General features: G+C 36.8%; 19 protein-coding genes and 5 tRNA genes. 23 read left to right on the top strand and 1 reads right to left on the bottom strand.

Features of this window, described 5'->3' with window-relative positions; translation table 11 throughout:
• The first annotated feature begins 2 nt into the window (after positions 1 to 2).
• Positions 3 to 1,154, top strand: coding sequence for an acyl-CoA dehydrogenase family protein (locus tag LUA86_RS11840; protein WP_231462539.1), 1,152 nt, complete (start codon positions 3 to 5; stop codon positions 1,152 to 1,154).
• A 204-nt stretch (positions 1,155 to 1,358) separates the two neighbouring features.
• Here LUA86_RS11840 and LUA86_RS11845 read toward each other — a convergent pair whose 3' ends face one another.
• Positions 1,359 to 1,745 (bottom strand): hypothetical protein, encoded by a 387-nt coding sequence (locus LUA86_RS11845; RefSeq protein ID WP_231462541.1) that lies wholly within the window; start codon positions 1,743 to 1,745, stop codon positions 1,359 to 1,361.
• Between the two features lie 495 nt (positions 1,746 to 2,240).
• On the opposite strand from LUA86_RS11845, the gene LUA86_RS11850 reads away from it, so the two are divergent.
• The 22 genes from LUA86_RS11850 to LUA86_RS11955 all read left to right on the top strand — a co-directional run bounded on the left by LUA86_RS11850 (position 2,241) and on the right by LUA86_RS11955 (position 25,252).
• Positions 2,241 to 5,381, top strand: a complete 3,141-nt coding sequence (locus LUA86_RS11850) for a TonB-dependent receptor (RefSeq protein WP_231462543.1) — start codon at positions 2,241 to 2,243, stop codon at positions 5,379 to 5,381.
• Positions 5,382 to 5,391: 10 nt separating this feature from the next.
• Positions 5,392 to 6,840 (top strand): RagB/SusD family nutrient uptake outer membrane protein, encoded by a 1,449-nt coding sequence (locus LUA86_RS11855; RefSeq protein ID WP_231462545.1) that lies wholly within the window; start codon positions 5,392 to 5,394, stop codon positions 6,838 to 6,840.
• 145 nt (positions 6,841 to 6,985) lie between these two features.
• Positions 6,986 to 7,180, top strand: a complete 195-nt coding sequence (gene rpsU, locus LUA86_RS11860) for a 30S ribosomal protein S21 (protein ID WP_231462547.1) — start codon at positions 6,986 to 6,988, stop codon at positions 7,178 to 7,180.
• Positions 7,181 to 7,316: 136 nt separating this feature from the next.
• Positions 7,317 to 8,201 (top strand): tyrosine-type recombinase/integrase, encoded by an 885-nt coding sequence (locus LUA86_RS11865; RefSeq protein ID WP_231462549.1) that lies wholly within the window; start codon positions 7,317 to 7,319, stop codon positions 8,199 to 8,201.
• A 15-nt stretch (positions 8,202 to 8,216) separates the two neighbouring features.
• Positions 8,217 to 8,564, top strand: a complete 348-nt coding sequence (hpf, locus tag LUA86_RS11870; protein ID WP_231462551.1) for a ribosome hibernation-promoting factor, HPF/YfiA family — start codon at positions 8,217 to 8,219, stop codon at positions 8,562 to 8,564.
• Between the two features lie 226 nt (positions 8,565 to 8,790).
• Positions 8,791 to 8,863 (top strand) — tRNA-Thr (locus LUA86_RS11875).
• An 80-nt stretch (positions 8,864 to 8,943) separates the two neighbouring features.
• Positions 8,944 to 9,026, top strand: a tRNA-Tyr gene (locus LUA86_RS11880).
• 75 nt (positions 9,027 to 9,101) lie between these two features.
• Positions 9,102 to 9,174, top strand: a tRNA-Gly gene (locus LUA86_RS11885).
• Positions 9,175 to 9,262: 88 nt separating this feature from the next.
• Positions 9,263 to 9,334: transfer RNA gene (locus LUA86_RS11890), tRNA-Thr, on the top strand.
• A 124-nt stretch (positions 9,335 to 9,458) separates the two neighbouring features.
• On the top strand, positions 9,459 to 10,646 hold the full coding sequence (tuf, locus tag LUA86_RS11895) for an elongation factor Tu (RefSeq protein ID WP_231462553.1): 1,188 nt from the start codon (positions 9,459 to 9,461) through the stop codon (positions 10,644 to 10,646).
• 55 nt (positions 10,647 to 10,701) lie between these two features.
• Positions 10,702 to 10,775: transfer RNA gene (locus LUA86_RS11900), tRNA-Trp, on the top strand.
• Between the two features lie 95 nt (positions 10,776 to 10,870).
• Positions 10,871 to 11,068 (top strand): preprotein translocase subunit SecE, encoded by a 198-nt coding sequence (gene secE / locus LUA86_RS11905; RefSeq protein ID WP_231462560.1) that lies wholly within the window; start codon positions 10,871 to 10,873, stop codon positions 11,066 to 11,068.
• 9 nt (positions 11,069 to 11,077) lie between these two features.
• Entirely contained in the window at positions 11,078 to 11,617 is a 540-nt protein-coding gene (gene nusG / locus LUA86_RS11910; protein ID WP_231462584.1) for a transcription termination/antitermination protein NusG, read from the top strand.
• Between the two features lie 144 nt (positions 11,618 to 11,761).
• Positions 11,762 to 12,205, top strand: coding sequence for a 50S ribosomal protein L11 (gene rplK / locus LUA86_RS11915; RefSeq protein ID WP_010601094.1), 444 nt, complete (start codon positions 11,762 to 11,764; stop codon positions 12,203 to 12,205).
• Between the two features lie 19 nt (positions 12,206 to 12,224).
• Positions 12,225 to 12,923 carry a 50S ribosomal protein L1 gene (gene rplA, locus LUA86_RS11920; RefSeq protein WP_121951270.1) on the top strand — a complete coding sequence of 233 codons (699 nt, stop codon included), beginning with the start codon at positions 12,225 to 12,227 and terminating at the stop codon, positions 12,921 to 12,923.
• A 2-nt stretch (positions 12,924 to 12,925) separates the two neighbouring features.
• Positions 12,926 to 13,447: a 50S ribosomal protein L10 gene (rplJ, locus tag LUA86_RS11925; RefSeq protein WP_231462586.1), complete on the top strand. Its 522-nt coding sequence runs from the start codon at positions 12,926 to 12,928 to the stop codon at positions 13,445 to 13,447.
• Positions 13,448 to 13,511: 64 nt separating this feature from the next.
• Positions 13,512 to 13,889, top strand: coding sequence for a 50S ribosomal protein L7/L12 (gene rplL, locus LUA86_RS11930; RefSeq protein ID WP_231462588.1), 378 nt, complete (start codon positions 13,512 to 13,514; stop codon positions 13,887 to 13,889).
• 156 nt (positions 13,890 to 14,045) lie between these two features.
• Positions 14,046 to 17,849 (top strand): DNA-directed RNA polymerase subunit beta, encoded by a 3,804-nt coding sequence (gene rpoB, locus LUA86_RS11935; RefSeq protein WP_231462590.1) that lies wholly within the window; start codon positions 14,046 to 14,048, stop codon positions 17,847 to 17,849.
• Positions 17,850 to 17,926: 77 nt separating this feature from the next.
• On the top strand, positions 17,927 to 22,213 hold the full coding sequence (gene rpoC, locus LUA86_RS11940; RefSeq protein WP_231462598.1) for a DNA-directed RNA polymerase subunit beta': 4,287 nt from the start codon (positions 17,927 to 17,929) through the stop codon (positions 22,211 to 22,213).
• A 127-nt stretch (positions 22,214 to 22,340) separates the two neighbouring features.
• Entirely contained in the window at positions 22,341 to 22,652 is a 312-nt protein-coding gene (locus LUA86_RS11945; protein ID WP_231462600.1) for a DUF3467 domain-containing protein, read from the top strand.
• Between the two features lie 78 nt (positions 22,653 to 22,730).
• On the top strand, positions 22,731 to 23,954 hold the full coding sequence (locus LUA86_RS11950; RefSeq protein WP_231462614.1) for an OmpP1/FadL family transporter: 1,224 nt from the start codon (positions 22,731 to 22,733) through the stop codon (positions 23,952 to 23,954).
• 11 nt (positions 23,955 to 23,965) lie between these two features.
• Positions 23,966 to 25,252 carry an SGNH/GDSL hydrolase family protein gene (locus LUA86_RS11955; RefSeq protein WP_231462615.1) on the top strand — a complete coding sequence of 429 codons (1,287 nt, stop codon included), beginning with the start codon at positions 23,966 to 23,968 and terminating at the stop codon, positions 25,250 to 25,252.
• Positions 25,253 to 25,395 lie beyond the last annotated feature (143 nt).

Raw genomic sequence — 25,395 nt, forward strand, 5'->3', positions numbered from 1 at the left:
TCATGAGCGTAAGCTATAATTTTTCAGAAACTGAAACGCAGATAAATGTTAAGACGATGGTTCGGGATTTTGCCGAAAAACACATCCGTCCGAATATTATGCAATGGGATGAGGAACAAACTTTTCCGGTAGAATTGTTTAAACAATTAGGGGAAATGGGATTAATGGGTGTTTTAGTGCCAGAAGAGTATGGAGGCTCAGGTTTTGGTTATCAGGAATATGTTGATGTTATTGTTGAGGTTTCGAGGGTATGCGGTTCAATCGGTTTATCGCTTGCGGCACACAATTCACTTTGTACCGGGCATATACTAGCTTTTGGTAATGAAGAACAAAAACAGAAATGGTTGCCAAAATTAGCAACTGCACAATGGATTGGTGCATGGGGTTTAACAGAGGCGAATACCGGTTCGGATGCATTAAGGATGATGACTACAGCCGTTGAAGATGGTGATGATTACATTATTAATGGGTCGAAGAATTGGATAACTCACGGTAAAAGTGGTGATATTGCAGTAGTAATGGTGCGTACTGGAGATCAGGGAAGTTCGAAAGGAATTTCTGCATTAGTTGTAGAGCGTGGAACACCTGGATTTGCTGCAGGCAAAAAGGAAAATAAGTTGGGGATGCGTGCTTCTGAAACAACTGAAATGATTTTTGACAATTGCCGTGTACCAAAAGCGAATTTGCTGGGGAATGTTGGTGAGGGTTTTAAGCAAGCAATGAAAGTTTTGGATGGCGGTAGGATATCAATTGCTGCATTAGGATTAGGAATTGCTAAAGGAGCTTTTGATGCTGCGGTTAATTACTCAAAACAGCGTCAGCAATTTGGGCAACCGATTTCCAGTTTTCAGGCTATAAGCTTCAAACTGGCCGATATGGCTACCGAAATCGAGGCCTCTGAATTGTTAATTCGCCAGGCGGCTGATTTAAAAAACAGGCATTTGCCAATGACAAAGGAATCGGCAATGGCTAAATATTTTTCATCTGAAGTTGCAGTAAAAGTTGCAACAGAAGCTGTGCAGATTTTTGGAGGCTATGGTTATACAAAAGATTTTCCGGTAGAGAAGTTTTATCGCGATAGCAAACTGTGTACAATAGGCGAGGGGACTTCAGAAATTCAAAAAATAGTGATTGCAAGAGAAATATTAAGCTAAATTTAAAAGCTAGGCGAGCTGGCCTGTAAAGTAAAGAAAAAACAAACCAAATATATTATGAGTAAATCCGGATGGTGAATAACCACCGGATTTTTTTATGTCTAATTATAAAAGCCTATGGGTTGTGCAAAAGAGTTAAACTGGTAAAAAAGTTAATTTTACTAAAACACTATCAATTGATAGTAGTTTCACCTAACCAACCAACTATTGTGGCAATTCTTTAACTGAGATAATGCTATCCACTACGTAAACTGAAAATCCCCTCCATGGTAAAGTGTTTTTATATTCTTTGTAATGAAGTTCGTAGAATTTTCCGCTATTTGCCATCATCTTTTCTGCAATCGCTTTATTACCAATAGAAAATTCAAATTCGTTATTTTGCAGTGTTCCGGTTTGTCGGGATTTAATACCGCTTTGAATGAGTTTTCCTTCGTAAGTTTTAAACAGATATCCCTTTCTAACAACGTAATTAAGCTCTCCCGCTTTTACGCCTTCTCCAAACACAAAAAAATATCTATAATAACCAATTGCAGCTAAAATTAATATCACTACGATAGAAATTATGCTAATTACCTTCTTTCCTGATGTCATTTTTTACAGTTTATAAGCATAAATGTAATAAAAACTCTTATTTAGGTAAATAATTTTAATGATTTTTAATATTAATAATTTTTTAGTTCATAATCATGTCTAAATATCTTATAAATTACACTTTTTGGTATTTTTTAATTGATATTTAGGTTTATAAACTCATTTTATCTTATAAATTCATTATTTAGTTAATAATTATCAAAAAAACTTATTATTTATTTCTTATTTATCATAATTTTTTGTTTTTTTAGGGAATCAAAACCTAAAACAAACTAATTTTTAACCAGATATCACTTTTTGCATGGAAATATTATGTATTTTCAAGTAATATTGTGGTATTTTTTTATTTATTGTGTTTTTTAATCGTTTCAGAAGGGCGTAATGTGGAGTTTTTTAAGCTTTTTTAGCTTATTGATCGATTATATTAGGGTTGATATTGTAAAAAATGAATACAATTTTCTCTAAATAATTAATCAATAACCTAAAATTACAAGTATGAAAGAAAAACTACTCGTTTTATTCCTTCTCGCCTTCATTAGCTTATCGGCTTTGGCGCAACAAAAGAAGATTACCGGTAAGGTAACTTCAATTTCAGACGGACTTCCACTTCCAGGTGTTTCAGTTAGTGTTCCGGGTGTAAGGATAGCCGCCCAAACCGGGGCAGATGGTGTGTACTCTATTTCGGTACCCAATAACACAACTTCACTAATTTTTCGCTTTGTTGGTTACGAACCTAAAACCATAAGCATTAAATCTGGTGTAGTAAATGCAGCATTAACTGAAGATAATACAACTTTAAATGACGTGGTTGTTACCGGTTATGGCACAATGAAAAAAAGAGATCTTGTTGGCTCCGTAACTTCTATAAGAGGCGACCAGATTGCGAACAAGCCAATTCAAAGTTTCGATCAGGCTTTAGGTGGTAAAGCAGCCGGTGTTCAGGTTTCAATTCCAAATGGTGTGTTAAACAATCCTCCGGTGTTGCGTATTCGCGGTACAAACTCTATTTCATTAAGTTCTTATCCTTTAATAGTAATTGATGGTGTAGCAACATTTACCGGTGATGCAAGTGGTACAAATGCTGCGGGAAATGCGCTTGCCAGCATCAATCCAAATGACATTGAATCAATGGATATTTTGAAAGATGCATCGGCAACAGCTATTTATGGTAGTCGTGCGGCTAATGGGGTTGTTGTTATCACCACTAAAAAAGGTAAAACAGGTAAAGCAATTGTAACTTATGATGGTTGGGTTGGTGTTGCCAACGTACAGCGTTTGCCAGATATGATGGATGCTTTCCAGTATACTGATATAAAAAATGAAGGTTTAAGAAATGCCGGTACGTATAATGCTGCAACGCTGGCCTATGCTTTAACAAATGGTCCCGATGGGCAGCCCATTAATACCAATTGGTATGATTATGCTTATCGCCAAGGCACATCTTACAGTAACTCCTTAAGTGTTTCTGGTGGTTCAGAATCTACAAATTATTATATGTCTCTAAACTACACTAATCAGCAAGGTATTATTGTAAAGAATGATTACAAGCGATTAGGGGCGATTTTTAATATCGATCATAAAATAAGTAAATCATTAAGTATTGGTGCGAAACTTCAATATTCAAATGAAGATAACTTGGCTGTTATCAGTTCAGGTTCATTGTCTGGACAGGCCTTTGCAACAGCTGGTTTAGGTCGTGTGGCGTTGGTAAATGCACCAAACGTATCGCCATACTTAAATTCTGGTGGTTACAACCTAACGGGAAACAACCTGGGTTTGATGAATAATAAGGTTTCGCAAGTGGGTTTCTACAACCCTGTTGTGCAAATTGATTTAGATCGTTCATATAACTACTTAAACAGAATTCAATCAAATGCTTATGCTCAATACAAGCCAGTTTCCTGGATAAACTTAAGAAGTGTTTTTGGTATCGATTATCTTTATTCAACCAACGATTCTTTCGCAAATCCTTTTAATGGTGATGGCTATAATGCTAACCCTGCGAATGCGGGTTCGGCCACTTTGAGCTATAGTCAGAATAAGCGTTGGGTATGGACTACAACAGCGCAAGCGGATAGAACGTTTAATGAAGTGCACTCTTTCTCTTTGTTATTAGGAACGGAGCAACAGAAAACTGTAGGTCGTGCTTTTGGTGCAACCAGAACTGGTTTATCTGATCAGGCTTTTAATGATTATACCGCTGGTTATGCTCAGTTTTCAAACTCTGGTAGCTACGGCGAAAACTATCTGGTTTCTTTCTTTGCACGTTTAAGCTATGATTTTAAAAAGAAATATATCTTAAATGCAACCATTCGTCAGGATGAGTATTCTGCTTTTGGTCCGGATAAAAAAGCCGGAACCTTTTACAGTGTTGGTGCAGGTTACGAAATTGCACAGGAAGATTTCTGGAAAAATGGTGGAATTGGCAAAATATTCAGCAGTTTCCGTTTGCGAGGTAGTTATGGTGAGGTGGGTAACTTTAATGGCTTAGATAATTATGCGCCAAATTCTTACTATAGCGCTGGTTTGTTTGGCGGTGCACCAACTTTAAACTTCAGTCAGGCAGGTAACTTAATGATAGGTTGGGAAACCAGTAAAAAGCTTGATGTGGGTATCAATTTTGGTATCCTTAATGATAAAATTACTTTCGAAACAGCTTATTATCACAACGATATTGATGGATTGATCTATAACGTACCTCAAGCGCCATCAGCAGGTTTGCCTAATTCGCCGCAAACAAACATCGGCTCAATGTATAATAAAGGTTTTGAGTTTACAGTAAATGCACAAGCTGTAAATACCAAAGATTTCAGCTGGTCACCATCATTCAACATCACTTATAATAAAAACTTAATCACATCACTAACGCCAACAATAGATCAGTTTACATCGGCAACCTCATCTTTAGAAACTGCAAGTATTTCTAAAGTAGGGACATCTTTGGGGATGATTTATGTCGCCAGAACAGCAGGTGTAGATCCGGCAACTGGACGTAGAATTTTTGTTGCAGCCAATGGCAGAAAAATGTTATATGATCACAGCTCTCCTGTAGCAAGCAGGTGGAGATATGAAGATGGTTCGATTGCACCAGGTATCACTTCTCAAGATCAAACCATCTATGGCAATTCACAGCCGAAATTTTTTGGTGGTTTTACAAACAGTTTCAGGTATAAGAATATCGATTTAGGTTTAACACTTACTTATCAGGCTGGTTTTTATATCTACAACGGTACCCAGGCATCCATCATGGATCAACGTTTCTGGAACAACTCTGTAGACATTTTAAACAGATGGACAACACCGGGTCAAATAACATCAGTACCTAGGGTTGTAGCCGGCGATAATATGTCTAATGGTTCAGCAGTTCCGCTGGATATCAATGTTTATAAAGGAGATTTTATTAAGCTTAGAGATATTTCACTAGGTTACACACTTCCAAATAGTTTGCTTGCTAAATTAAAAATAACAAGCGCCAGGATTTATGTTAGCGGGCAAAATTTACTAATTCTAACTAAATATAATGGTACCGATCCGGAGGTTTCATCAAATGGTGGTGCTAACGCATCTCAAGGTATCGAGCGAAATTCGGTGGCGAACGGTCGAGTATTTACAGCAGGATTAAACTTTAAATTTTAAGAATATTAACATGAAAAAATCAATTATATATACACTTGCATTGGCTGCTGTTATGGCAACCTCTTGCAGAAAGGAGGGGGCTTTAAATCCGGTATCGTTAAATGCTGTTGATTTTACTTCTTCTTTTAGCACTCCAGATCGTATTAAAGCTCAGGTTTTGGGCATATATTCTGGATTAAAAGCTGGTGATTTTTATGGCGGTCGTTACATCGTTTATAACGAGGTAAGGGCAGATAATTACATCAACCTTACAACAAACGCTGTTACCGCCTACCAGGTTTGGAATTTTACAACTTCTAACAATGCCCAAGAAGTTACCGGCTTATGGGGCGCTGCATATTCTGTAATTAACCGTTGTAATTTATTTTTAGATGGAATGGCTGCTGGCGGTTCTGCAACCGTAGGTGCAACGCTTGCGGCAAACTATATAGCCGAAGCTAAAATGGTTAGAGCAATTGCCTATTATAGCTTATTGCAATTATATGCCCGCCCGTATTGGGATGGCAATGGAAGTAAGCCTGGTGTTCCGCTTCGCTTAAAAGGGAACTCCGGAGCAGGCGATTTCGATTTGGCAAGAAGTACCGTAGCACAAGTTTATACGCAGATTATTACAGATTTAAATGAAGCCGAAAGCGGGTTACCATTAACTTATACCACAGCTTATGATAATACTGTTCGCGGACATAGAAATACAGCAATTGCATTTAAAACCCGGGTGTACTTAAGCATGCAGCGTTATGCTGATGTAATTACCGAGGCAAACAAAATTGTAAGTGCTACCGCACCTTTTACTGCAACCACCGGAGTAGCTAATGCCTTACAGGCAAATGTGGCAAACGTGTATAAAACGCCTTATACTACAACAGAATCAATATTATCATCGCCAATGGTAGTTGGCGCCGATATCGTAGGTGGCCAAACCGCTCTAGGTTCTTATTTCTTTTCTGTTAGAGAATATAAATTAAATGATGCTGGAATTGTAGCTGATGCAGGTTGGAAATCGACAGATGCGAGAAGGGCATTGGTAACCTCTGCAACTGTAGCAAACGTGCCAAGTCAATTAATGAGTAAATTTACAAGCTCACCATATAGCGATTATGTACCTGTTATCCGCTATGCGGAAGTACTGTTAAGCTTGGGCGAAGCTTTAGCACGCAGTACAAATAGTGTTGATGCGAGAGCAATAAGTTTATTAAATGCTGTTAGACAAAGGTCTGATGCAACAACAACTTTTACAGCAGCAAATTTTGCTACGCCGCAAGCTTTGTACGATGCTTTTTTAAAAGAGCGTAACATCGAATTTCTGGGCGAAGGCTTAAGAAGCCCCGATTTATTAAGGTTAGGGTTGGATTTGCCAGGTAAAGGAACTGTTTCATCGGTGCCATCAAGCGATAGAAGGTACATATTCCCTATTTCACAAACCGAATTATTGTACAACAGATTAATGACAGATAATTAAAAGGTTTTTAATCAAATTATTAAAGCAGTTTAAGGCAAAAATCTTAAACTGCTTTTTTGTTTTTAGTGCTCACTAAAAAAGTTTTCAATTTTCAGATAAAATCCTTATGTTTGCAATCCCAAATGAGAGGAGGTATTTCAGCGTTATGATCATTATCAACATTAAAGACGGCGAATCATTAGATAAAGCCCTAAAACGTTTCAAGAAGAAATTCGAAAAAACTGGAGTTTTAAGAGAACTACGTAGCCGTCAGGCATACGAGAAAAAATCTGTAGCTCGTCGTACTGAAATTAAACATGCTGTTTATATTCAAAACATGAATCAAGATACAACTATCTAGTTGTTAAACGATAAATTATAAATTATGCCTTCAGAATATTTTCTGAAGGCATTTTTTTTGTAAAAAAATCCTTAATAATTTCTTAATATTAAAACAATTAGTAACTTCAATCATTCCACAAAAAATGATCTCTTATATGTTGCTGAATAGTTTTCTAACATATCTACAACACGAAAAACGTTATTCGCAACATACCGTAACTTCTTATAAAACAGATTTGTTAGGCTTTGAAAAGTATATTAAAGTCACCTACGAGATTCTGCTTACAGAGGCTAAAGCCACACACATTCGTAGTTACATGGTTTTTTTAATAGAAGATAATACTTCAGAAAGCACCATCAACAGAAAAATATCTACGTTACGCAGTTTTTATAAATTTTTGCTTCGCGAAGAAAAGATTTCAAATAATCCGATGCAGGTTATAAAAGCACCAAAAATTCCAAAGCGTTTACCTGCATTTATCGAAACCGAAAAAATTAATCATCTCCTGGATACCGATGGTGTATTTAATGAAAGTTTTGATTCAACAAGAGATCATTTAGTTATCGAAATGCTTTTCGGTGCTGGCATACGTTTATCAGAACTTATACAACTCAAAGAAACGGATATAGATTTTTTCGGCGGAACTATAAAGGTATTGGGAAAAAGAAATAAAGAGCGGATTATACCAATAAATAAACAGCTTATAAATCAGTTAAATAGCTATTTGCAGTTAAAAAAGTTGCAAAACTTTAATAACAATTTGTTTAACTTAATCGTTACCAATACAGGTAGTAAAGCTTATCCAAAGTTAATATACCGTATTGTTAGTTCTTATTTAAAACTGGTATCAACAAGCGATAAAAGGAGCCCGCATGTGCTAAGGCATAGTTATGCAACAAGTTTACTAAATGCCGGTGCAGATTTAAATGCGATTAAAGAGCTTTTGGGTCATGCAAGTTTGGCTGCCACACAGGTTTACACACACAATTCAATCGAAAGATTAAAAACAATTTATAAACAAGCCCATCCAAAGGCGTAAAAAAAAGGAGGAAAAATGAAAATCGGAGTTCAATCAATCCATTTCAATGCAGACAGTAAGTTGTTAGATTTTATACAGAAGAAGGCAAATAAGCTCGATCAGTTTTTTGATCAGATTATTAGTGGTGAAGTGTATTTAAAATTAGAGAATGTAGAAGATGAGGCCAATAAAATAAGTGAGATAAAACTGATTGTACCAGGTGGAACATTGTTTGCTAAAGAACAATGTAAATCATTTGAAGAAGCTACAGATTTAGCAATTGAATCGTTAAGAAAGCAAATAACTAAACATAAAGAGAAAACCAGGAAAAAAAATAGTGAGCTTAAAAATGTTTTAATCGAAGGCGAAATATCTGATTATTAAGCATCTATTTTTGATAAAAATACAATATGGAATAGCGGGTGTTTAAACCCGCTATTTTTTTTTAAAATTAATTTTGAACTGAAATATAAGTGTGTATATTTGCATTCCATTTCGGAGAGGGGCTGCCCGAAAAGAAATGATTAGTTCTTTAAAAAGTTAAAATTTAAAAAAATACGCTAGGTATATGAAAAATGAAGATTTTTCGTATCATTGCACAAAATTAAAAGCCTCCTTAGCTCAGCTGGTAGAGCAACTGACTTGTAATCAGTAGGTCATTGGTTCGATTCCGATAGGAGGCTCTTTTTTATTTTAGATTGAAGATTTTAGATTTACGATTGAAAAATTGTATGTCGTAAATCCAAAATCGTAAATAAAAGATGGGGAGATTCCAGAGCGGCCAAATGGGACAGACTGTAACTCTGTTATCGCAAGATTTCGAAGGTTCGAATCCTTCTCTCCCCACAATAGATTTTAGATTTAAAGATTTAGATTAACGATACAAATCGTAACTCGTAAATCATCCATCCGAAATCGAAAGCGGAAGTAGCTCAGTTGGTAGAGCGATAGCCTTCCAAGCTATAGGTCGCGAGTTCGAACCTCGTCTTCCGCTCCTAGCAGTTCATTGGAAAATTGGTTCAATGGTTCACTAGTAGCCTAATGAACAAATGGACGAATGAACTATGAGCTAAAGGTAATAAGCCGAAGTAGCTCAGCGGTAGAGCACTTCCTTGGTAAGGAAGAGGTCGTGGGTTCAAGTCCCATCTTTGGCTCTAAAATAAATTAGCTTTGTTAAATCTGTTAAATAAACAGAAGAGACAAGGTTTTTTGTGTTGCATTGCAAAAACAATAAATAAAATTAATAAAAAGTTAACCTACTAATTAGTTATAAATAAAATGGCAAAAGAAAAATTTGACCGCAGTAAACCGCACTTAAACATCGGTACAATCGGTCACGTCGATCACGGTAAAACAACTTTAACAGCAGCTATTACAAAATGTTTAGCTGATGCAGGTTTATCTGAGGCACGTTCATTCGAATCTATTGACTCTGCTCCAGAGGAAAAAGAAAGAGGTATTACAATCAATACTGCTCACGTTGAGTATTCAACAGCTAACCGTCACTACGCACACGTTGACTGTCCAGGTCACGCGGATTACGTAAAGAACATGGTAACTGGTGCTGCTCAAATGGACGGTGCAATTATCGTTGTTGCTGCTACTGATGGTCCAATGCCACAAACTCGCGAGCACATCTTATTAGCTCGTCAGGTAGGTGTTCCTTCATTAGTTGTATTCATGAACAAAGTGGATATGGTTGATGACCCTGAATTATTAGAATTAGTTGAAATGGAAGTTCGTGAATTATTATCATTCTATGAATTCCCAGGTGATGATATTCCAGTAATCCAAGGTTCTGCTTTAGGAGGATTAAACGGTGATGCTAAATGGGTTGGTAAAATCATGGAATTAATGGAAGCTGTAGATAACTACATTCCAATCCCTCCACGTTTAACTGAACTTCCTTTCTTAATGCCTGTTGAAGATGTATTCTCAATCACTGGTCGTGGTACTGTTGCTACTGGTCGTATTGAGCGTGGTGTAATCAACTCAGGTGATCCAGTTGAAATCTTAGGTATGGGTGCTGAGAACTTAAAATCTACTGTAACTGGTGTTGAGATGTTCCGTAAAATTTTAGATTACGGTGAAGCTGGTGATAACGTAGGTTTATTATTACGTGGTATTGAGAAAACTGATATCCGTCGTGGTATGGTAATCTGTAAACCAGGTTCAGTAACTCCTCACACAGATTTCAAAGCTGAGATCTATGTATTATCAAAAGCAGAAGGTGGTCGTCACACTCCATTCTTCAACAAATATCGTCCTCAATTCTATTTCCGTACTACAGACGTAACTGGTGAAATTTCATTAGCTGAAGGTACTGAAATGGTTATGCCAGGTGATAACGTTACAATCACAGTTAAATTAATTAACGCGATTGCAATGGAAAAAGGTTTACGTTTCGCTATCCGTGAAGGTGGTAGAACAGTAGGTGCTGGTCAGGTAACTGAAATCTTAGCTTAATTTAAGCTACAATAATATAAAAAGAGCTAGTTTCGGCTAGCTCTTTTTTATACACACGGGAATAGTTCAACGGTAGAATAGAGGTCTCCAAAACCTTTGATCAGGGTTCGAATCCTTGTTCCCGTGCCAAAATATAATGATTGAATTAGTGACTGTTTTAATGATTGGATGTTTTTAAAACTCAATCACTCACTAACTCAATCATTTAATCATTAAAAAGAAATATGGCTAAAGTAGTTCAATTTGTAAAGGAATCGTACGATGAAATGACCCAAAAGGTAACTTGGCCTACTTGGGGAGAACTTCAAAACTCTGCAGTTCTTGTTTTGGTAGCCTCTTTAATTATTGCATTAATAATTTTTGCAATGGATAAAGGTTCTGTTTTTGTGCTAGATACTTTTTACAAATCACTTTCTAATTAATATACTATAATGAGCGAATTAAAGTGGTATGTTGTAAGAGCAGTAAGCGGTAAAGAGAAAAAGGTAAAACAGTATATTGATGCTGAGATTAGCCGTTTAGGTTTCTCTCATTTGGTTCCACAGGTATTAATACCAATGGAAAAATATTACCAAATGAAAGACGGTAAGAAAATTGCCAAAGAGCGTAACTTTTATCCTGGTTATGTTTTAATAGAAGCAACTTTAGATGGAGAGCTAGAGCACATCATTAAAGGAATTAACAGTGTTATTGGTTTCTTAGGCGATAAAGCAGGCAATCCAATTCCAATGCGCCAGGCAGAAGTTAACCGTATTTTAGGTGTGGTTGATGAAATGAGTGAGCAAGGTGAAACAATGAATGTTCCTTACTACGTTGGCGAAAACATCAAAGTTATGGATGGACCGTTTAATGGTTTCTCTGGAGTTATTGAAGAAGTTAACGAAGAGAAGAAAAAATTAAAAGTTATGGTTAAGATTTTTGGTCGTAAAACGCCGCTTGAACTTAACTACATGCAAGTAGAAAAAGAGTAAAATTTATTTTACATAATATATTGTAGGACTGCAAGATTATTCATATCTTTGCAGTCCTTTTACTTTTATAGGAATTGAAAGGAAAATAAATGTTACATGCTTCCAATATTTAACATTGAGTTTTAAATAAACAAAAAACACAAAATGGCAAAAGAAGTCAGTGCAATGATCAAATTACAGATCAAAGGCGGAGCGGCAAATCCATCGCCACCAGTAGGACCTGCATTAGGTGCTAAAGGTGTTAACATTATGGAATTTTGCAAACAGTACAACGCTCGTACCCAAGATAAAGCAGGTAAAGTATTGCCAGTTGTAATTACTGTTTATGCTGATAAGTCATTCGATTTCATCATCAAAACCCCTCCGGTAGCTATCCAGTTAAAAGATGCTACTAAATTACAGAGTGGTTCTGCTGAGCCTAACCGTAAAAAAGTTGGGTCGGTGACCTGGGACCAAATTAAAGTTATTGCTGAGGATAAAATGCCTGATTTAAATGCATTTACAATCGAATCTGCAATGAGTATGGTTGCTGGAACAGCACGCAGTATGGGAATCACCGTTTCTGGTGACGCACCCTGGAACAATTAATTAAAAAAAGTTTACAACAGTGGCGAAATTAACTAAAAATCAAAAAAAGGCACATGCTAAAATAGAAGCTGGCAAAGCTTATACTTTGAAGGATGCTGCTGCTTTGGTAAAAGAAATCACTACAACTAAATTTGATGCATCAGTAGATATTGATGTTTCATTAGGTGTAGATCCGCGTAAAGCCAATCAAATGGTACGTGGTATTGCTACTTTACCGCACGGAACAGGTAAAACTGTACGTGTTTTAGCTTTAGTAACTCCTGATAAGGAAGAAGAAGCAAAAGCAGCTGGCGCAGACTTTGTAGGTTTAGACGAGTATGTTGCTAAAATTGAAGGTGGTTGGACCGATGTAGACATTATTATCACTACACCAGCTTGTATGGCTAAGGTAGGTAAGTTAGGCCGTGTTTTAGGACCGCGTAACTTAATGCCAAACCCAAAATCAGGTACAGTAACTAACGAAGTTGGTAAAGCTGTAACAGAGGTTAAAGCAGGTAAGATTGATTTTAAAGTAGACAAAACGGGTATCATACACGCCTCAATAGGAAAAGTATCATTCCCAGCAGATAAAATTTATGAAAACGCTATGGAGATTATCTCTGTTATTTCTAAATTAAAACCATCTGCTGCAAAGGGAACTTATTTTAAAAGCATTCACGTGTCTTCTACAATGAGTCCTGGGATTGCAATTGAAACTAAATCAGTAGCGGGGATCTAATCATGAACAGAGAAGAAAAAAACGAAGTAGTTTTAGAACTACAAGGACAAATGCAAGAGTTTGGCAATTTCTATATTGCTGATACTTCTAGCCTTTCTGTTGAGCAGATCAATAACATCCGCCGCAAATGTTTTGAAGGTGATATCGTAATGAAGGTTGCTAAAAACTCTTTAATTCGCAAAGCGATTGAAGGTTTAGATGGCGATGCTTCTGAGATATACGAAGCCCTTAAAGGTTCATCATCATTATTATTCTCAAAAACAGCTAACGCTCCGGCTAAGTTGATTAAAACTTTGAGAAAAACTTCTGATAAACCAGTACTTAAAGCGGCGTACATAGATTCATCAGTTTATGTTGGCGATGACCAATTGAATAACTTAGTAAGCTTAAAATCAAGAGAAGAGCTTATTGGCGATATCATTGGGTTATTACAATCACCAGCTAAAAATGTTGTTTCTGCGCTTAAATCAAGTGGAGGCAAAATTGCAGGAATTGTTAAAACTCTTCAAGAAAGAGAAGGTTAACGAACACCTTAAGTTCGCAAATTAAATAAAATTATTTTACGTAAATTTTTAAAATCTTAATAAAATGGCAGATTTAAAATCGTTTGCTGAGCAATTAGTAAACTTAACAGTTAAAGAAGTTAACGAATTAGCTCAAATCTTAAAAGACGAGTATGGTATTGAGCCTGCAGCTGCTGCTGTAGTTGCTGGTCCTGCTGCTGGTGGTGATGCACCTGCTGCTGCTGCAGAAAAAACATCTTTTGATGTTATCTTAAAAGAAGCTGGTGGTCAGAAATTAGCAGTTGTAAAACTTGTTAAAGACTTAACTGGTTTAGGTTTGAAAGAAGCTAAAGACTTAGTTGATGGTGCACCAAAAGAATTAAAAGCTGGTGTTGCTAAAGACGAAGCAGAAGCTCTTAAAAAACAATTAGAAGAGGCTGGAGCAGTAGTTGAAATTAAGTAATCACTTAATTTAGCTAAGCTAAAAATGTATCAGACACCGACTGAAAATGTCGGTGTCTTTACCTGTTTATAATCATCTCATTTTGCTTGGTTGATGAGAATGCTTGAACCAAAACCAAACAAATAGTTTATTCTTAAACTAAAATCTTTTAGTCCATTGGCAAAGACAGTCGAACAAAGAGTAAATTTTGCAACTAGTAAGCACATTATAGACTATCCGGATTTTCTGGATGTGCAATTGCAATCATTCAGAGAATTTTTCCAGATAGATACAACGTCAGACGATCGCTCGAGCGAAGGTTTGTTTAAGGTATTTGCTGAAAACTTTCCAATCACAGATTCAAGAAATATCTTCGTATTAGAGTTTCTTGATTATTTTGTTGATCCGCCGCGTTATGATATTCATGAGTGTATCGAGCGTGGTTTAACCTACAATGTTCCATTAAAAGCAAAGCTAAAGCTTTCTTGTAACGATGTTGAACATGAAGATTTTGAAACCATTATTCAGGATGTGTATTTAGGTACAATCCCGTATATGACACCAAAAGGTACATTTGTTATTAATGGTGCAGAACGTGTTATCGTTTCTCAATTGCACCGTTCTCCTGGTGTGTTCTTCGGCCAAAGCCGTCACACTAACGGAACCAAATTGTATTCTGCTCGTGTTATTCCTTTCAAAGGTTCATGGATCGAGTTTGCTACAGACGTTAATAACGTAATGTATGCTTATATCGATCGTAAGAAAAAATTCCCGGTTACCACTTTATTACGTGCAATTGGTTACGATTCTGATAAAGACATTCTTGAATTATTTGATCTTGCTGACGAAGTAAAAGTTAGTAAATCAGGTTTAAAGAAATACATCGGCCGTAAACTTGCAGCAAGAGTTTTAAAGAAATGGGTTGAAGATTTTGTAGATGAAGATACAGGTGAGGTAGTTTCTATCGACCGTAATGAAGTGATTCTTGAAAGAGAAACCGTTTTAGAAGACGAACACATTGATATGGTTATCGAAGCTGGTGTTAAAACTATCATTCTTTCTAAAGAAGATGGTGCTAGCCAGGCCGATTACACCATTATTTATAATACATTACAAAAAGATACATCAAACTCAGAAAAAGAGGCTGTTGAAAACATCTATCGTGCTTTGCGTAACGCAGAACCACCTGATGAGGAAACTGCTCGTGGTATCATTGATCGTTTATTCTTCTCAGATAAACGTTACGATTTAGGAGATGTTGGTCGTTACCGCATCAACCGTAAATTGAAAATGGATACTCCTGATGATGTAAAAGTTTTAACAAAAGCTGATATTATCGCAATTGTTAAATACTTAATTAAATTAATTAACTCTAAAGAAGAGGTGGATGATATTGACCACTTATCAAACCGTCGTGTACGTACGGTAGGTGAGCAATTATACGCACAATTTGGTGTTGGTTTAGCCCGTATGGCTAGAACAATCCGTGAGCGTATGAACATTCGCGATAACGAGGTGTTTACACCAACTGATTTGATTAACGCCCGTACGTTATCGTCAGTAATTAACTCTTTCTTTGGTACAAATCAGTTATCTCAGTTTATGGATCAAACCAATCCATTAGCAGAGATTACACACAAACGCCGTTTATCAGCATTAGGCCCAGGTGGTTTATCACGTGAGCGTGCTGGTTTCGAGGTACGTGACGTTCACTACACTCACTACGGTCGTTTATGTACAATTGAAACACCAGAGGGACCAAACATTGGTTTAATTTCATCACTTTGTGTGCATGCAAAAATCAATAATTTAGGTTTCATTGAAACACCATACAAGCGTGTTGAAGATGGTAAAGTTGTAGTAGATTCAGACGTTATCTATTTATCAGCAGAAGATGAGGATGGTAAAACCATCGCTCAGGCTAATGCAGAATATGATGATAAAGGTAATTTTATAACACCACGCGTTAAAGCACGTTATGAGGGCGACTTCCCGATTATTGAGCCTGAGAAATTAGACTTGATGGATGTTGCTCCTAACCAAATTACTTCAATCGCTGCTTCGTTAATTCCGTTCTTAGAACATGATGATGCGAACAGGGCTTTGATGGGTTCAAACATGCAACGTCAGGCCGTACCTTTGTTACGTCCTGAAGCGCCAATTGTTGGTACTGGTTTAGAAGGTCGCGTTGCTCGCGATTCAAGAACACTTATTAATGCTGAAGGTAATGGTGTTGTAGAAAATGTAGACGCTAACGAAATCACTATTAAATACGAACGTAACGAAGATGATCGTTTAGTTTCTTTTGAAGGTGATAGCAAAACTTACCGTTTAACTAAGTTCAAAAAAACCAACCAGAATACTTGTATCAACTTAAAACCTATTGTTAAAAAAGGTCAGAAAGTTACTAAAGGACAAGTGCTTTGCGAAGGTTATGCAACTCAGGATGGTGAATTAGCATTAGGTAGAAACCTAAAAGTGGCATTTATGCCTTGGCAAGGTTTCAACTTTGAGGATGCAATTGTTATTAACGAACGTATTGTACGTGATGACATTTTCACATCGTTACATATTGAAGAATTTGAGTTAGAAGTACGTGATACAAAACGTGGTGAAGAGGAGTTAACTCCAGATATTCCGAACGTTTCTGAAGAGGCTACTAAAGATTTAGATGAAAATGGTATTATCCGTATTGGTGCTGATGTAAAAGAAGGTGATATTTTAATTGGTAAGATTACGCCAAAAGGTGAATCTGATCCTTCACCTGAAGAGAAATTACTACGTGCAATTTTTGGTGATAAAGCTGGAGATGTTAAAGATGCGTCTTTAAAAACTCCTCCTTCAATCCAAGGTGTAGTAATTGATACTAAATTATTCAGCCGTGCTAAGAAAACTACAAAAGCTGAAGAAAAATCGGCAATTGAGAAATTAGACAAAGGATATAACAATATTACTGAGAAATTAAAAGCCGAATTAGTTGATAAATTATTCACAATTGTAAATGGTAAAACATCGCAAGGTGTATTTAACATCTACAAAGAATTATTAGTGGCTAAAGGTGCTAAGTTTACTCAGAAAATTTTAGCAGAACTTGATTACAATCACATTAATCCAAACAAATGGACTACTGATGATGATAAAAACGAGTTAATTAAAATGTTGCTTCACAACTACGGTATCCGTGTTAACGAAGAACTTGGTGCTTACAAACGCGATAAATTTGCGATTAGTGTAGGTGATGAGCTTCCATCGGGAATTGTACAAATGGCAAAAGTTTATGTTGCTAAAAAACGTAAATTAAAAGTAGGTGATAAAATGGCTGGTCGCCACGGTAACAAAGGTATTGTTGCACGTATTGTACGTGATGAAGATATGCCTTTCTTAGCTGATGGTACTCCGGTTGATATTGTGTTGAACCCACTGGGTGTACCTTCACGTATGAACCTTGGTCAAATTTATGAAACTATTTTGGCATGGGCCGGACAAGAATTGGGCGTGAAATTCGCTACACCGATTTTTGATGGAGCTACCCACCACGAAGTAGAAGAATGGATTGCTAAAGCTGGCGTTCCTGCATCAGGAAAAACTTACTTATACAATGGCTTAACAGGTGAGCGTTTCGATCAGACTACAACTGTAGGTATTATCTACATGTTGAAATTAGGTCACATGGTTGATGATAAGATGCACGCCCGTTCAATTGGACCATATTCATTAATTACACAACAACCATTGGGTGGTAAAGCTCAATTCGGTGGTCAGCGTTTTGGTGAGATGGAGGTTTGGGCATTAGAGGCATTTGGTGCTGCTAACATTCTTCAGGAAATATTGACCGTTAAATCGGATGATGTTATCGGAAGAGCTAAAACTTACGAAGCCATTGTTAAAGGTGAAAACCTACCAACTCCAGGTGTTCCAGAATCGTTTAACGTATTGGTACATGAGTTACGCGGTTTAGGTTTAGATATTACGTTAGACTAAAAGTTATAGGTAATACGTGGTAAGTTATATGTTGACTTATCACGTAAAACTTAAAACTTAAAACTTAAGAAAGAGATATGTCTTACAAAAAGGATAATAAATTAAAAAGCAATTTCACATCAATCACGATTAGCTTATCGTCTCCGGAAATTATTTTGGAACGTTCTAGCGGTGAGGTGTTGAAACCGGAAACCATTAACTATCGTACTTACAAACCTGAACGTGATGGTTTGTTTTGCGAGCGCATTTTTGGTCCGGTAAAAGATTACGAATGTCATTGCGGTAAATATAAACGTATTCGTTACAAAGGAATCGTTTGTGATCGTTGTGGTGTTGAGGTAACTGAGAAGAAAGTACGTAGAGAACGTATGGGGCACATCGCTTTGGTGGTTCCTGTTGCGCACATCTGGTATTTCCGTTCTTTACCTAACAAAATCGGTTATTTATTAGGGTTACCTACTAAAAAATTAGATTTAATTATCTATTACGAGCGTTACGTAGTTATTCAATCGGGCTTAATGGCCGAAGAAGGTATCAATTATATGGACTTCTTAACCGAAGAAGAATATTTAGATATCTTAGATAAATTACCTAAAGAAAACCAATATCTTGATGATAAAGATCCTAATAAATTCATCGCCAAAATGGGTGCTGAAGCATTAGAAGATTTATTAAAACGTATTGATTTAGATACTTTATCTTATGATTTACGTCACCAGGCTGCTAACGAAACTTCTCAACAACGTAAAAATGAGGCTTTAAAACGTCTTCAGGTTGTTGAAGCTTTCCGTGGTGCTAATACACGTATTGAGAATCGTCCGGAGTGGATGATTGTTAAAATCGTTCCGGTTATTCCACCAGAATTACGTCCTTTAGTTCCATTAGAAGGTGGTCGTTTCGCTACTTCAGATTTAAATGATTTATACCGTCGTGTAATTATCCGTAACAACCGTTTAAAACGTTTAATTGAGATAAAAGCACCAGAGGTAATTTTACGTAACGAAAAACGTATGTTACAGGAAGCTGTAGATTCGTTATTTGATAACTCACGTAAAGTTAATGCGGTAAAAACTGAAGGTAACCGTGCCCTAAAATCTCTTTCAGATATCCTGAAAGGTAAACAAGGTCGTTTCCGTCAGAATTTATTAGGTAAACGTGTGGATTATTCTGCTCGTTCTGTAATTGTTGTAGGGCCTAGCCTTAAATTACACGAGTGTGGATTGCCAAAAGATATGGCTGCTGAGCTTTACAAACCATTCATTATTCGTAAGATGATTGAAAGAGGTGTTGTAAAAACAGTAAAATCAGCAAAGAAAATTGTTGATAGAAAAGATCCATTAGTTTGGGATATCTTAGAAAATGTATTGAAAGGACACCCGGTATTATTAAACCGTGCACCTACGTTACACCGTTTAGGTATTCAGGCTTTCCAACCTAAATTGGTTGAAGGTAAAGCAATCCAATTACACCCATTAGTTTGTACTGCATTCAACGCCGATTTTGACGGTGACCAGATGGCTGTTCACTTACCACTAGGTAACGCAGCAATTTTGGAAGCCCAGGTATTAATGTTGGCAGCACATAACATCTTAAACCCTGCAAACGGTACACCAATTACAGTACCTTCTCAGGATATGGTTTTGGGTCTTTATTATATTACTAAAGGCCGTAGAACTGATGAAACTAGAGTTGTAAAAGGACAGGATTCAAATTTTTACTCTCCGGAAGAGGTTATCATTGCTTATAACGAGAAAGAATTAGACTTACATGCATTCATTAAAGTAAGAGTTAATGTTAAGCAAAATGATGGTTCTATCGTTAATAAATTAACGGAAACTACTGTTGGTAGAGTTTTATTTAATCAGTTGGTACCTGCAGAAGTTGGTTATATCAATGAGTTATTAACTAAAAAATCGTTAAGAGATATTATCGGTGAGGTAGTTAAAATGACTGGTATGGCTCGTTCTTCTCAGTTCCTTGATGATATTAAAGAATTAGGTTTCAGAATGGCTTTCCAAGGAGGTTTATCGTTCAACTTACAAGACGTAAACATTCCGGTAGAGAAACATACATTATTAGAGCAGGCCGCTAACGAAGTTGAAGAAGTAAGAAACAACTATAACATGGGTTTCATTACAAACAACGAACGTTACAACCAGATTATCGATATCTGGACTCGTATCAACAACAGGTTAACTACTTTCGTTATGAACCAGTTATCTAGCGATAACCAAGGTTTTAACTCAGTTTACATGATGCTTGATTCGGGTGCACGTGGATCTAAAGAGCAGATTCGTCAGCTTTGCGGAATGCGTGGTTTGATGGCGAAACCTCAAAAATCTGGTTCAGGTGGCGATATTATTGAAAACCCAATCTTATCAAACTTTAAAGAAGGTTTATCGGTATTAGAGTATTTTATCTCTACTCACGGTGCTCGTAAAGGTTTGGCAGATACGGCGTTAAAAACAGCTGATGCTGGTTATTTAACTCGTCGTTTACATGATGTTGCTCAGGATATGATTGTTAATGATGTTGATTGTGGTACTTTAAGAGGTATGTACACAACTGCATTAAAAGATAATGAAGATATCGTTGAACCATTATATGAAAGAATTTTAGGTCGTACTTCATTACATGATGTTTATAATCCTTTGGATAACACATTGTTAGTAGGTGCGGGCGAAGATATTAACGAAGATGTAGCTAAAGCTATCGAAGAATCTCCGTTAGAAGGTATCGAAATTCGTTCGGTATTAACTTGCGAAGCTAAACGTGGTGTTTGTGCATTATGTTACGGACGTAACTTAGCTTCTGGTAAACGCGTTCAAAGAGGTGAGGCTGTTGGTGTAATTGCTGCACAGTCAATCGGTGAGCCGGGTACGCAGTTAACACTTCGTACTTTCCACGTGGGTGGTACTGCATCAAACATTGCTGCAGAATCAAACATCGTTGCTAAGTTTGATGGTGTAATCGAATTCGAAAACATCCGTACAGTTGATACGCAAACAGAAGACGGTAAAGTACAGGTTGTTTTAGGCCGTTCTGGTGAGTTTAGAATTGTTGAGCCAGGAAGCGGTAGAGTTATTGTAACCAATAACATTCCTTACGGTGCATTCTTATTTGTTAAAGAAGGCGATAAAGTTGCTAAAGGCGATAAAATTTGTTCATGGGATCCGTACAACGCGGTTATCATCTCTGAATTTGGTGGTAAAGCGCAATTCGATGCAATTATCGAAGGTGTTACTTTCCGTGAAGAATCAGATGAACAAACTGGTCACCGTGAAAAAGTAATTATCGATACACGTGATAAAACTAAAAACCCTTCTGTTCAAATCGTTGATAAGAAAGGTGAATTTATTAAAGGATATAACATTCCGGTTGGTGCTCACGTTTCAGTTGATGAAGGTGAGGCTATCCAAACTGGACAGATTATCGCTAAAATTCCACGTGCAACTGGTAAAACCCGAGATATCACGGGTGGTTTACCTCGTGTAACCGAATTATTCGAGGCTCGTAACCCATCTAATCCGGCAGTTGTTACTGAAATTGATGGTGTTGTAACTTTAGGCGGTGTTAAACGTGGTAATCGTGAGATTACAATCGAATCTAAAGATGGTGAAGTTAAAAAATACCTTGTTCCATTGTCTAAGCACATCCTTGTACAGGATAATGACTTTGTGAAAGCTGGTATGCCTTTATCAGATGGTTCAATTTCTCCTGCAGATATCTTATCAATTAAAGGCCCGGCAGCGGTTCAAGAATACTTAGTAAATGGTATTCAAGAGGTTTACCGTTTGCAAGGTGTAAAAATTAACGATAAGCACTTCGAGGTAATTGTTCACCAGATGATGCAGAAAGTTCACATCGAAGATCCGGGTGATACAATTTTCTTAGAAAATAACGCTGTTGACCGTTGGGATTTTGCAGAAGAAAACGATGCAATGTACGATAAGAGAGTTGTTGAAGATGCAGGCGATTCGGCTGACTTCAAACCAGGTCAGATTGTATCATTACGTAGATTAAGAGATGAAAATTCTCAGTTGAAACGTAAAGATATGAAACAGATTACGGTTAGAGATGCCAGACCAGCAACTGCAAGTTCTATCTTACAAGGTATTACTCGTGCGTCATTAGGTACTAAATCGTTCATTTCTGCGGCTTCGTTCCAGGAAACTACTAAAGTATTAAATGAAGCAGCTATTGCAGGTAAACGCGACAACATGTTAGGCTTAAAAGAAAACGTAATCGTTGGTCACTTAATTCCTTCAGGAACTGGTGTTCGTGGTTATGAGCGTATCATTGTTGGTTCTCAAGAAGAGTACGATAAATTATTAGCTTCGAAACAAGAAGAGGTAGAAGCTTAAAATAGCATTTTATTTTAGAAAGGGTTGTTTCTAATAGGAACAACCCTTTTTTGTTAAGCAATAATTTTATAGCTTGTAATTAAACCTTAACTTTAACGCATTATTTACCGAATATTATTATAAACTTATGGACGAGCAACAAAACGAAAACCAGCTGAATATAGAATTATCAGAAGAAATTGCCGAAGGAATTTTTTCTAATCTAGCAATCATTACGCACTCAAATACCGAATTCGTTTTAGATTTTATTCGTGTTATGCCAGGAATCCCGAAGGCAAAAGTAAAATCAAGAATTATATTAACTCCAGAACACGCTAAGCGTTTATTAACTGCATTGGATGATAATATCCAAAAATTTGAGGCAGCGAACGGGCGTATCAAAACACAAGAAGAACCACCATTCCCGATGGGTTTTGGCGGGCCAACTGCGCAAGCATAATTTTCTCAGTTTATTATTAAACAAATTATTTGTTGCTATGTTAGCATAGTACGCACTTGTGCTATAACCATATATTTTATGAAAAAATTTTTATTGAGCGTGTTACTTTCCGTTCCTTTTTGGGTATTGGGGCAAGGTTTTCAAGTTAATTTACAAGGACAGAAGCAAATTGGCATGGCTGGAGCAGGTTCTGCTTTAGCTTTAGATGAAGCTTCAATCTTTTTTAATCCGGGTGCCGTAAGTTTTTTAGAAAAAAACTCAATTTCGGCAGGTGTTAATCCTCTGCTATTTAAATCTGTTTTCCAACAAAATGGTTCAAATATATCTGAAAATGTAAAAAATAAAATTGCTCCACCTTTTGAAGCCTATGCATTATGGGGCACTAAATCTAACAAATGGAAATTAGGTTTAGGCGTTTATACACCTTTTGGTGGACTGGTAGATTGGGGTAATGATTGGTCTGGCAAATATGCGTTAACCTCTTTAAATCTGAAGGCAATATATATACAGCCAACTTTAAGTGTTAAAATTACAGACAGGATAGGCATAGGTGCCGGTTTTGTTTATAACCATGGCGAAGTGAACCTACAACGTGCTTTACCTGTAAATTTTCCTGATGGAAGATCTGGTCATGCAACATTGGAAGGAACTGGTAAAGGTTTTGGTTGGAATGCAGGTATTTACATCAACACCTTAAGTAATATCACATTTGCTGTGGTTCACCGCTCAGAAGTTATAACAAAATTGAATGATGGTGATGCGATATTCGATGTGCCGGCATCATTAAAACCTTCTTTCCCTGATGGAAATAAATTTACTGCAGAATTGCCATTACCTTCTACAACAACTTTAGGTATTGGTATTCCATTATCAAAAAGTACAACTTTAGCTTTTGATGCAAGTTGGGTGCAGTGGAGAGTTTATAAGGAGTTGGCTTTTGATTATGCTGTAAATACATCAGCATTAGCAGATACAAAATCTGCCCGTAATTACCGTGATGGTTCTTCCTTTAAGCTTGGTGTAAATCATAAAGCTAGCAAAAAGTTAGCGTTACGTGCTGGTGTTGGTTATGCACTTACTCCCGTTCAGGATGGTTTTGTAACACCAGAGGCACCAGATGCTAACCGCTACATTTTGAGTGCAGGCGCTGGCTATTCTTTTACTTCAAGGTTTGAAGTCAATGCATCATTCTTTTTTGAAGATGTTCAATCGCGTAAGCAAAAAAATATAGAAACAGGTTTGGATGGTACCTTTAAAACATTGGTTTATGCACCAGGCATTTCATTAACATACAAATGGTAGGAGAAATTTATATGAAAAGATATATAATAAATAGTTTGGCGATTGCAGCAATGTTTTTCGCTGCTGCGTGTAAGCCTGAAATTGAATCTACCGCTGCTACTACCGCAGGACAAGCCAATTTTAGCAAATATATTTCTATAGGAAACTCTCTTACAGCAGGTTTTGCAGATGGTGGACTCTATCTAGAAGGACAAAAGGTGGCCTACCCAAATCTAATTGCTGCAAAAATGGCTACTGTAGGAGGCGGAAGTTTTACTTCTCCTTTTTTTACTGATGCACAGGCTAATGGTTCAGGATATTTATCTTTAACAGCTTTGATAAACGGAACACCCACACTTACGCCTGTAACCACAAATCTGGCACTAAGAGATGCTACGGGTAAGTTAACAAAATTTAGTGGCGAGGTTCAAAATTTAGGTGTACCTGGTATGCGAGTAGATTTAGCTTTTGCTGCACCATTTGGCGCTGCAAATCCCTATCTCGAGCGCTTGTTAACTGATGCACAAGTAGGAACGGTTAGTTATTTTCAATTTATACAAGGAAGAAATCATACATTTTTTTCCCTTTGGTTAGGAAATAATGATGCTTTAGGTTATGCAACAAATGGCGGTGTAACTACTGATGCCACCAATGTGCTAACAGATAAATCAACCTTTGCGCTTCTATACTCTAATCTGATTAATTTATTAACTGCAAACGGACAAAAGGGTGTAGTTGCCACTATACCCGATGTAACTTCAATTCCCTATTTTAATACTGTTACCGTAGCTGCGTTATTAAATGCAGCAAAGGCAATAAATCCTGCTGCTGGCGCAGTTTATATTCAAACAGGTGCTGGAACAGTTAGAGCCGCAACTGCTGAAGATTTAATTCGTTTACCTTTTCAATCTTCAGGTTTATTTGGTGTACCTAATGCTGCCGGATTGCCTTATGGATTACACCCTTTAAATCCGATAGCAAATAATTGGGTTTTAGATAAAGATGAAGTTGCCAGAGTTAAGGATTATGTTTTGAGTTACAACAGTACAATTAAATCGTTAGCAGAAAGCAAAAGTTTAGCCATTGCTGATACTTATAGTTATTTAAATCAGGTTAAAACTGGTATTGTGATTCAGGGTGTAAGTATTAATTCATCTTTTATTACGGGTGGCGCTTTTTCTTTGGATGGTGTGCATTTAACGCCGAGAGGAAATGCGGTTATTGCTAATGTATTTATAGATGCGATAAACAATAAATACGGTTCAAATATTCCAGTGGTTGATGTTTCACAATACAGAGGCGTTAAATTTCCTAATTAAGGAGAATTAATGACTTTTTCCGTCATTGCGGGGCACGAAGCAATCCTTCGATAAAGTCATATTTATCGCCTTAAGATTGCTTCGTCCCTGGTAATGAAGGTCTTATTTTACTGAAAATCAATAATTAAACGGTAGGCTCACGA

This window comes from Pedobacter sp. Leaf132 (genome assembly GCF_920984695.1).
Taxonomy (GTDB): Bacteria; Bacteroidota; Bacteroidia; order Sphingobacteriales; family Sphingobacteriaceae; genus Pedobacter.

Excerpts from the sequence above, each read along its gene's own strand:
- LUA86_RS11840 (WP_231462539.1), top strand. The coding sequence starts at position 3 with ATGAGCGTAAGCTATAATTTTTCAGAAACTGAAACGCAGATAAATGTT.
- LUA86_RS11845 (WP_231462541.1), bottom strand. The coding sequence starts at position 1,745 with ATGACATCAGGAAAGAAGGTAATTAGCATAATTTCTATCGTAGTGATA.
- LUA86_RS11850 (WP_231462543.1), top strand. The coding sequence starts at position 2,241 with ATGAAAGAAAAACTACTCGTTTTATTCCTTCTCGCCTTCATTAGCTTA.
- LUA86_RS11855 (WP_231462545.1), top strand. The coding sequence starts at position 5,392 with ATGAAAAAATCAATTATATATACACTTGCATTGGCTGCTGTTATGGCA.
- rpsU (WP_231462547.1), top strand. The coding sequence starts at position 6,986 with ATGATCATTATCAACATTAAAGACGGCGAATCATTAGATAAAGCCCTA.
- LUA86_RS11865 (WP_231462549.1), top strand. The coding sequence starts at position 7,317 with ATGTTGCTGAATAGTTTTCTAACATATCTACAACACGAAAAACGTTAT.
- hpf (WP_231462551.1), top strand. The coding sequence starts at position 8,217 with ATGAAAATCGGAGTTCAATCAATCCATTTCAATGCAGACAGTAAGTTG.
- tuf (WP_231462553.1), top strand. The coding sequence starts at position 9,459 with ATGGCAAAAGAAAAATTTGACCGCAGTAAACCGCACTTAAACATCGGT.
- secE (WP_231462560.1), top strand. The coding sequence starts at position 10,871 with ATGGCTAAAGTAGTTCAATTTGTAAAGGAATCGTACGATGAAATGACC.
- nusG (WP_231462584.1), top strand. The coding sequence starts at position 11,078 with ATGAGCGAATTAAAGTGGTATGTTGTAAGAGCAGTAAGCGGTAAAGAG.
- rplK (WP_010601094.1), top strand. The coding sequence starts at position 11,762 with ATGGCAAAAGAAGTCAGTGCAATGATCAAATTACAGATCAAAGGCGGA.
- rplJ (WP_231462586.1), top strand. The coding sequence starts at position 12,926 with ATGAACAGAGAAGAAAAAAACGAAGTAGTTTTAGAACTACAAGGACAA.
- rplL (WP_231462588.1), top strand. The coding sequence starts at position 13,512 with ATGGCAGATTTAAAATCGTTTGCTGAGCAATTAGTAAACTTAACAGTT.
- rpoC (WP_231462598.1), top strand. The coding sequence starts at position 17,927 with ATGTCTTACAAAAAGGATAATAAATTAAAAAGCAATTTCACATCAATC.
- LUA86_RS11945 (WP_231462600.1), top strand. The coding sequence starts at position 22,341 with ATGGACGAGCAACAAAACGAAAACCAGCTGAATATAGAATTATCAGAA.
- LUA86_RS11950 (WP_231462614.1), top strand. The coding sequence starts at position 22,731 with ATGAAAAAATTTTTATTGAGCGTGTTACTTTCCGTTCCTTTTTGGGTA.
- LUA86_RS11955 (WP_231462615.1), top strand. The coding sequence starts at position 23,966 with ATGAAAAGATATATAATAAATAGTTTGGCGATTGCAGCAATGTTTTTC.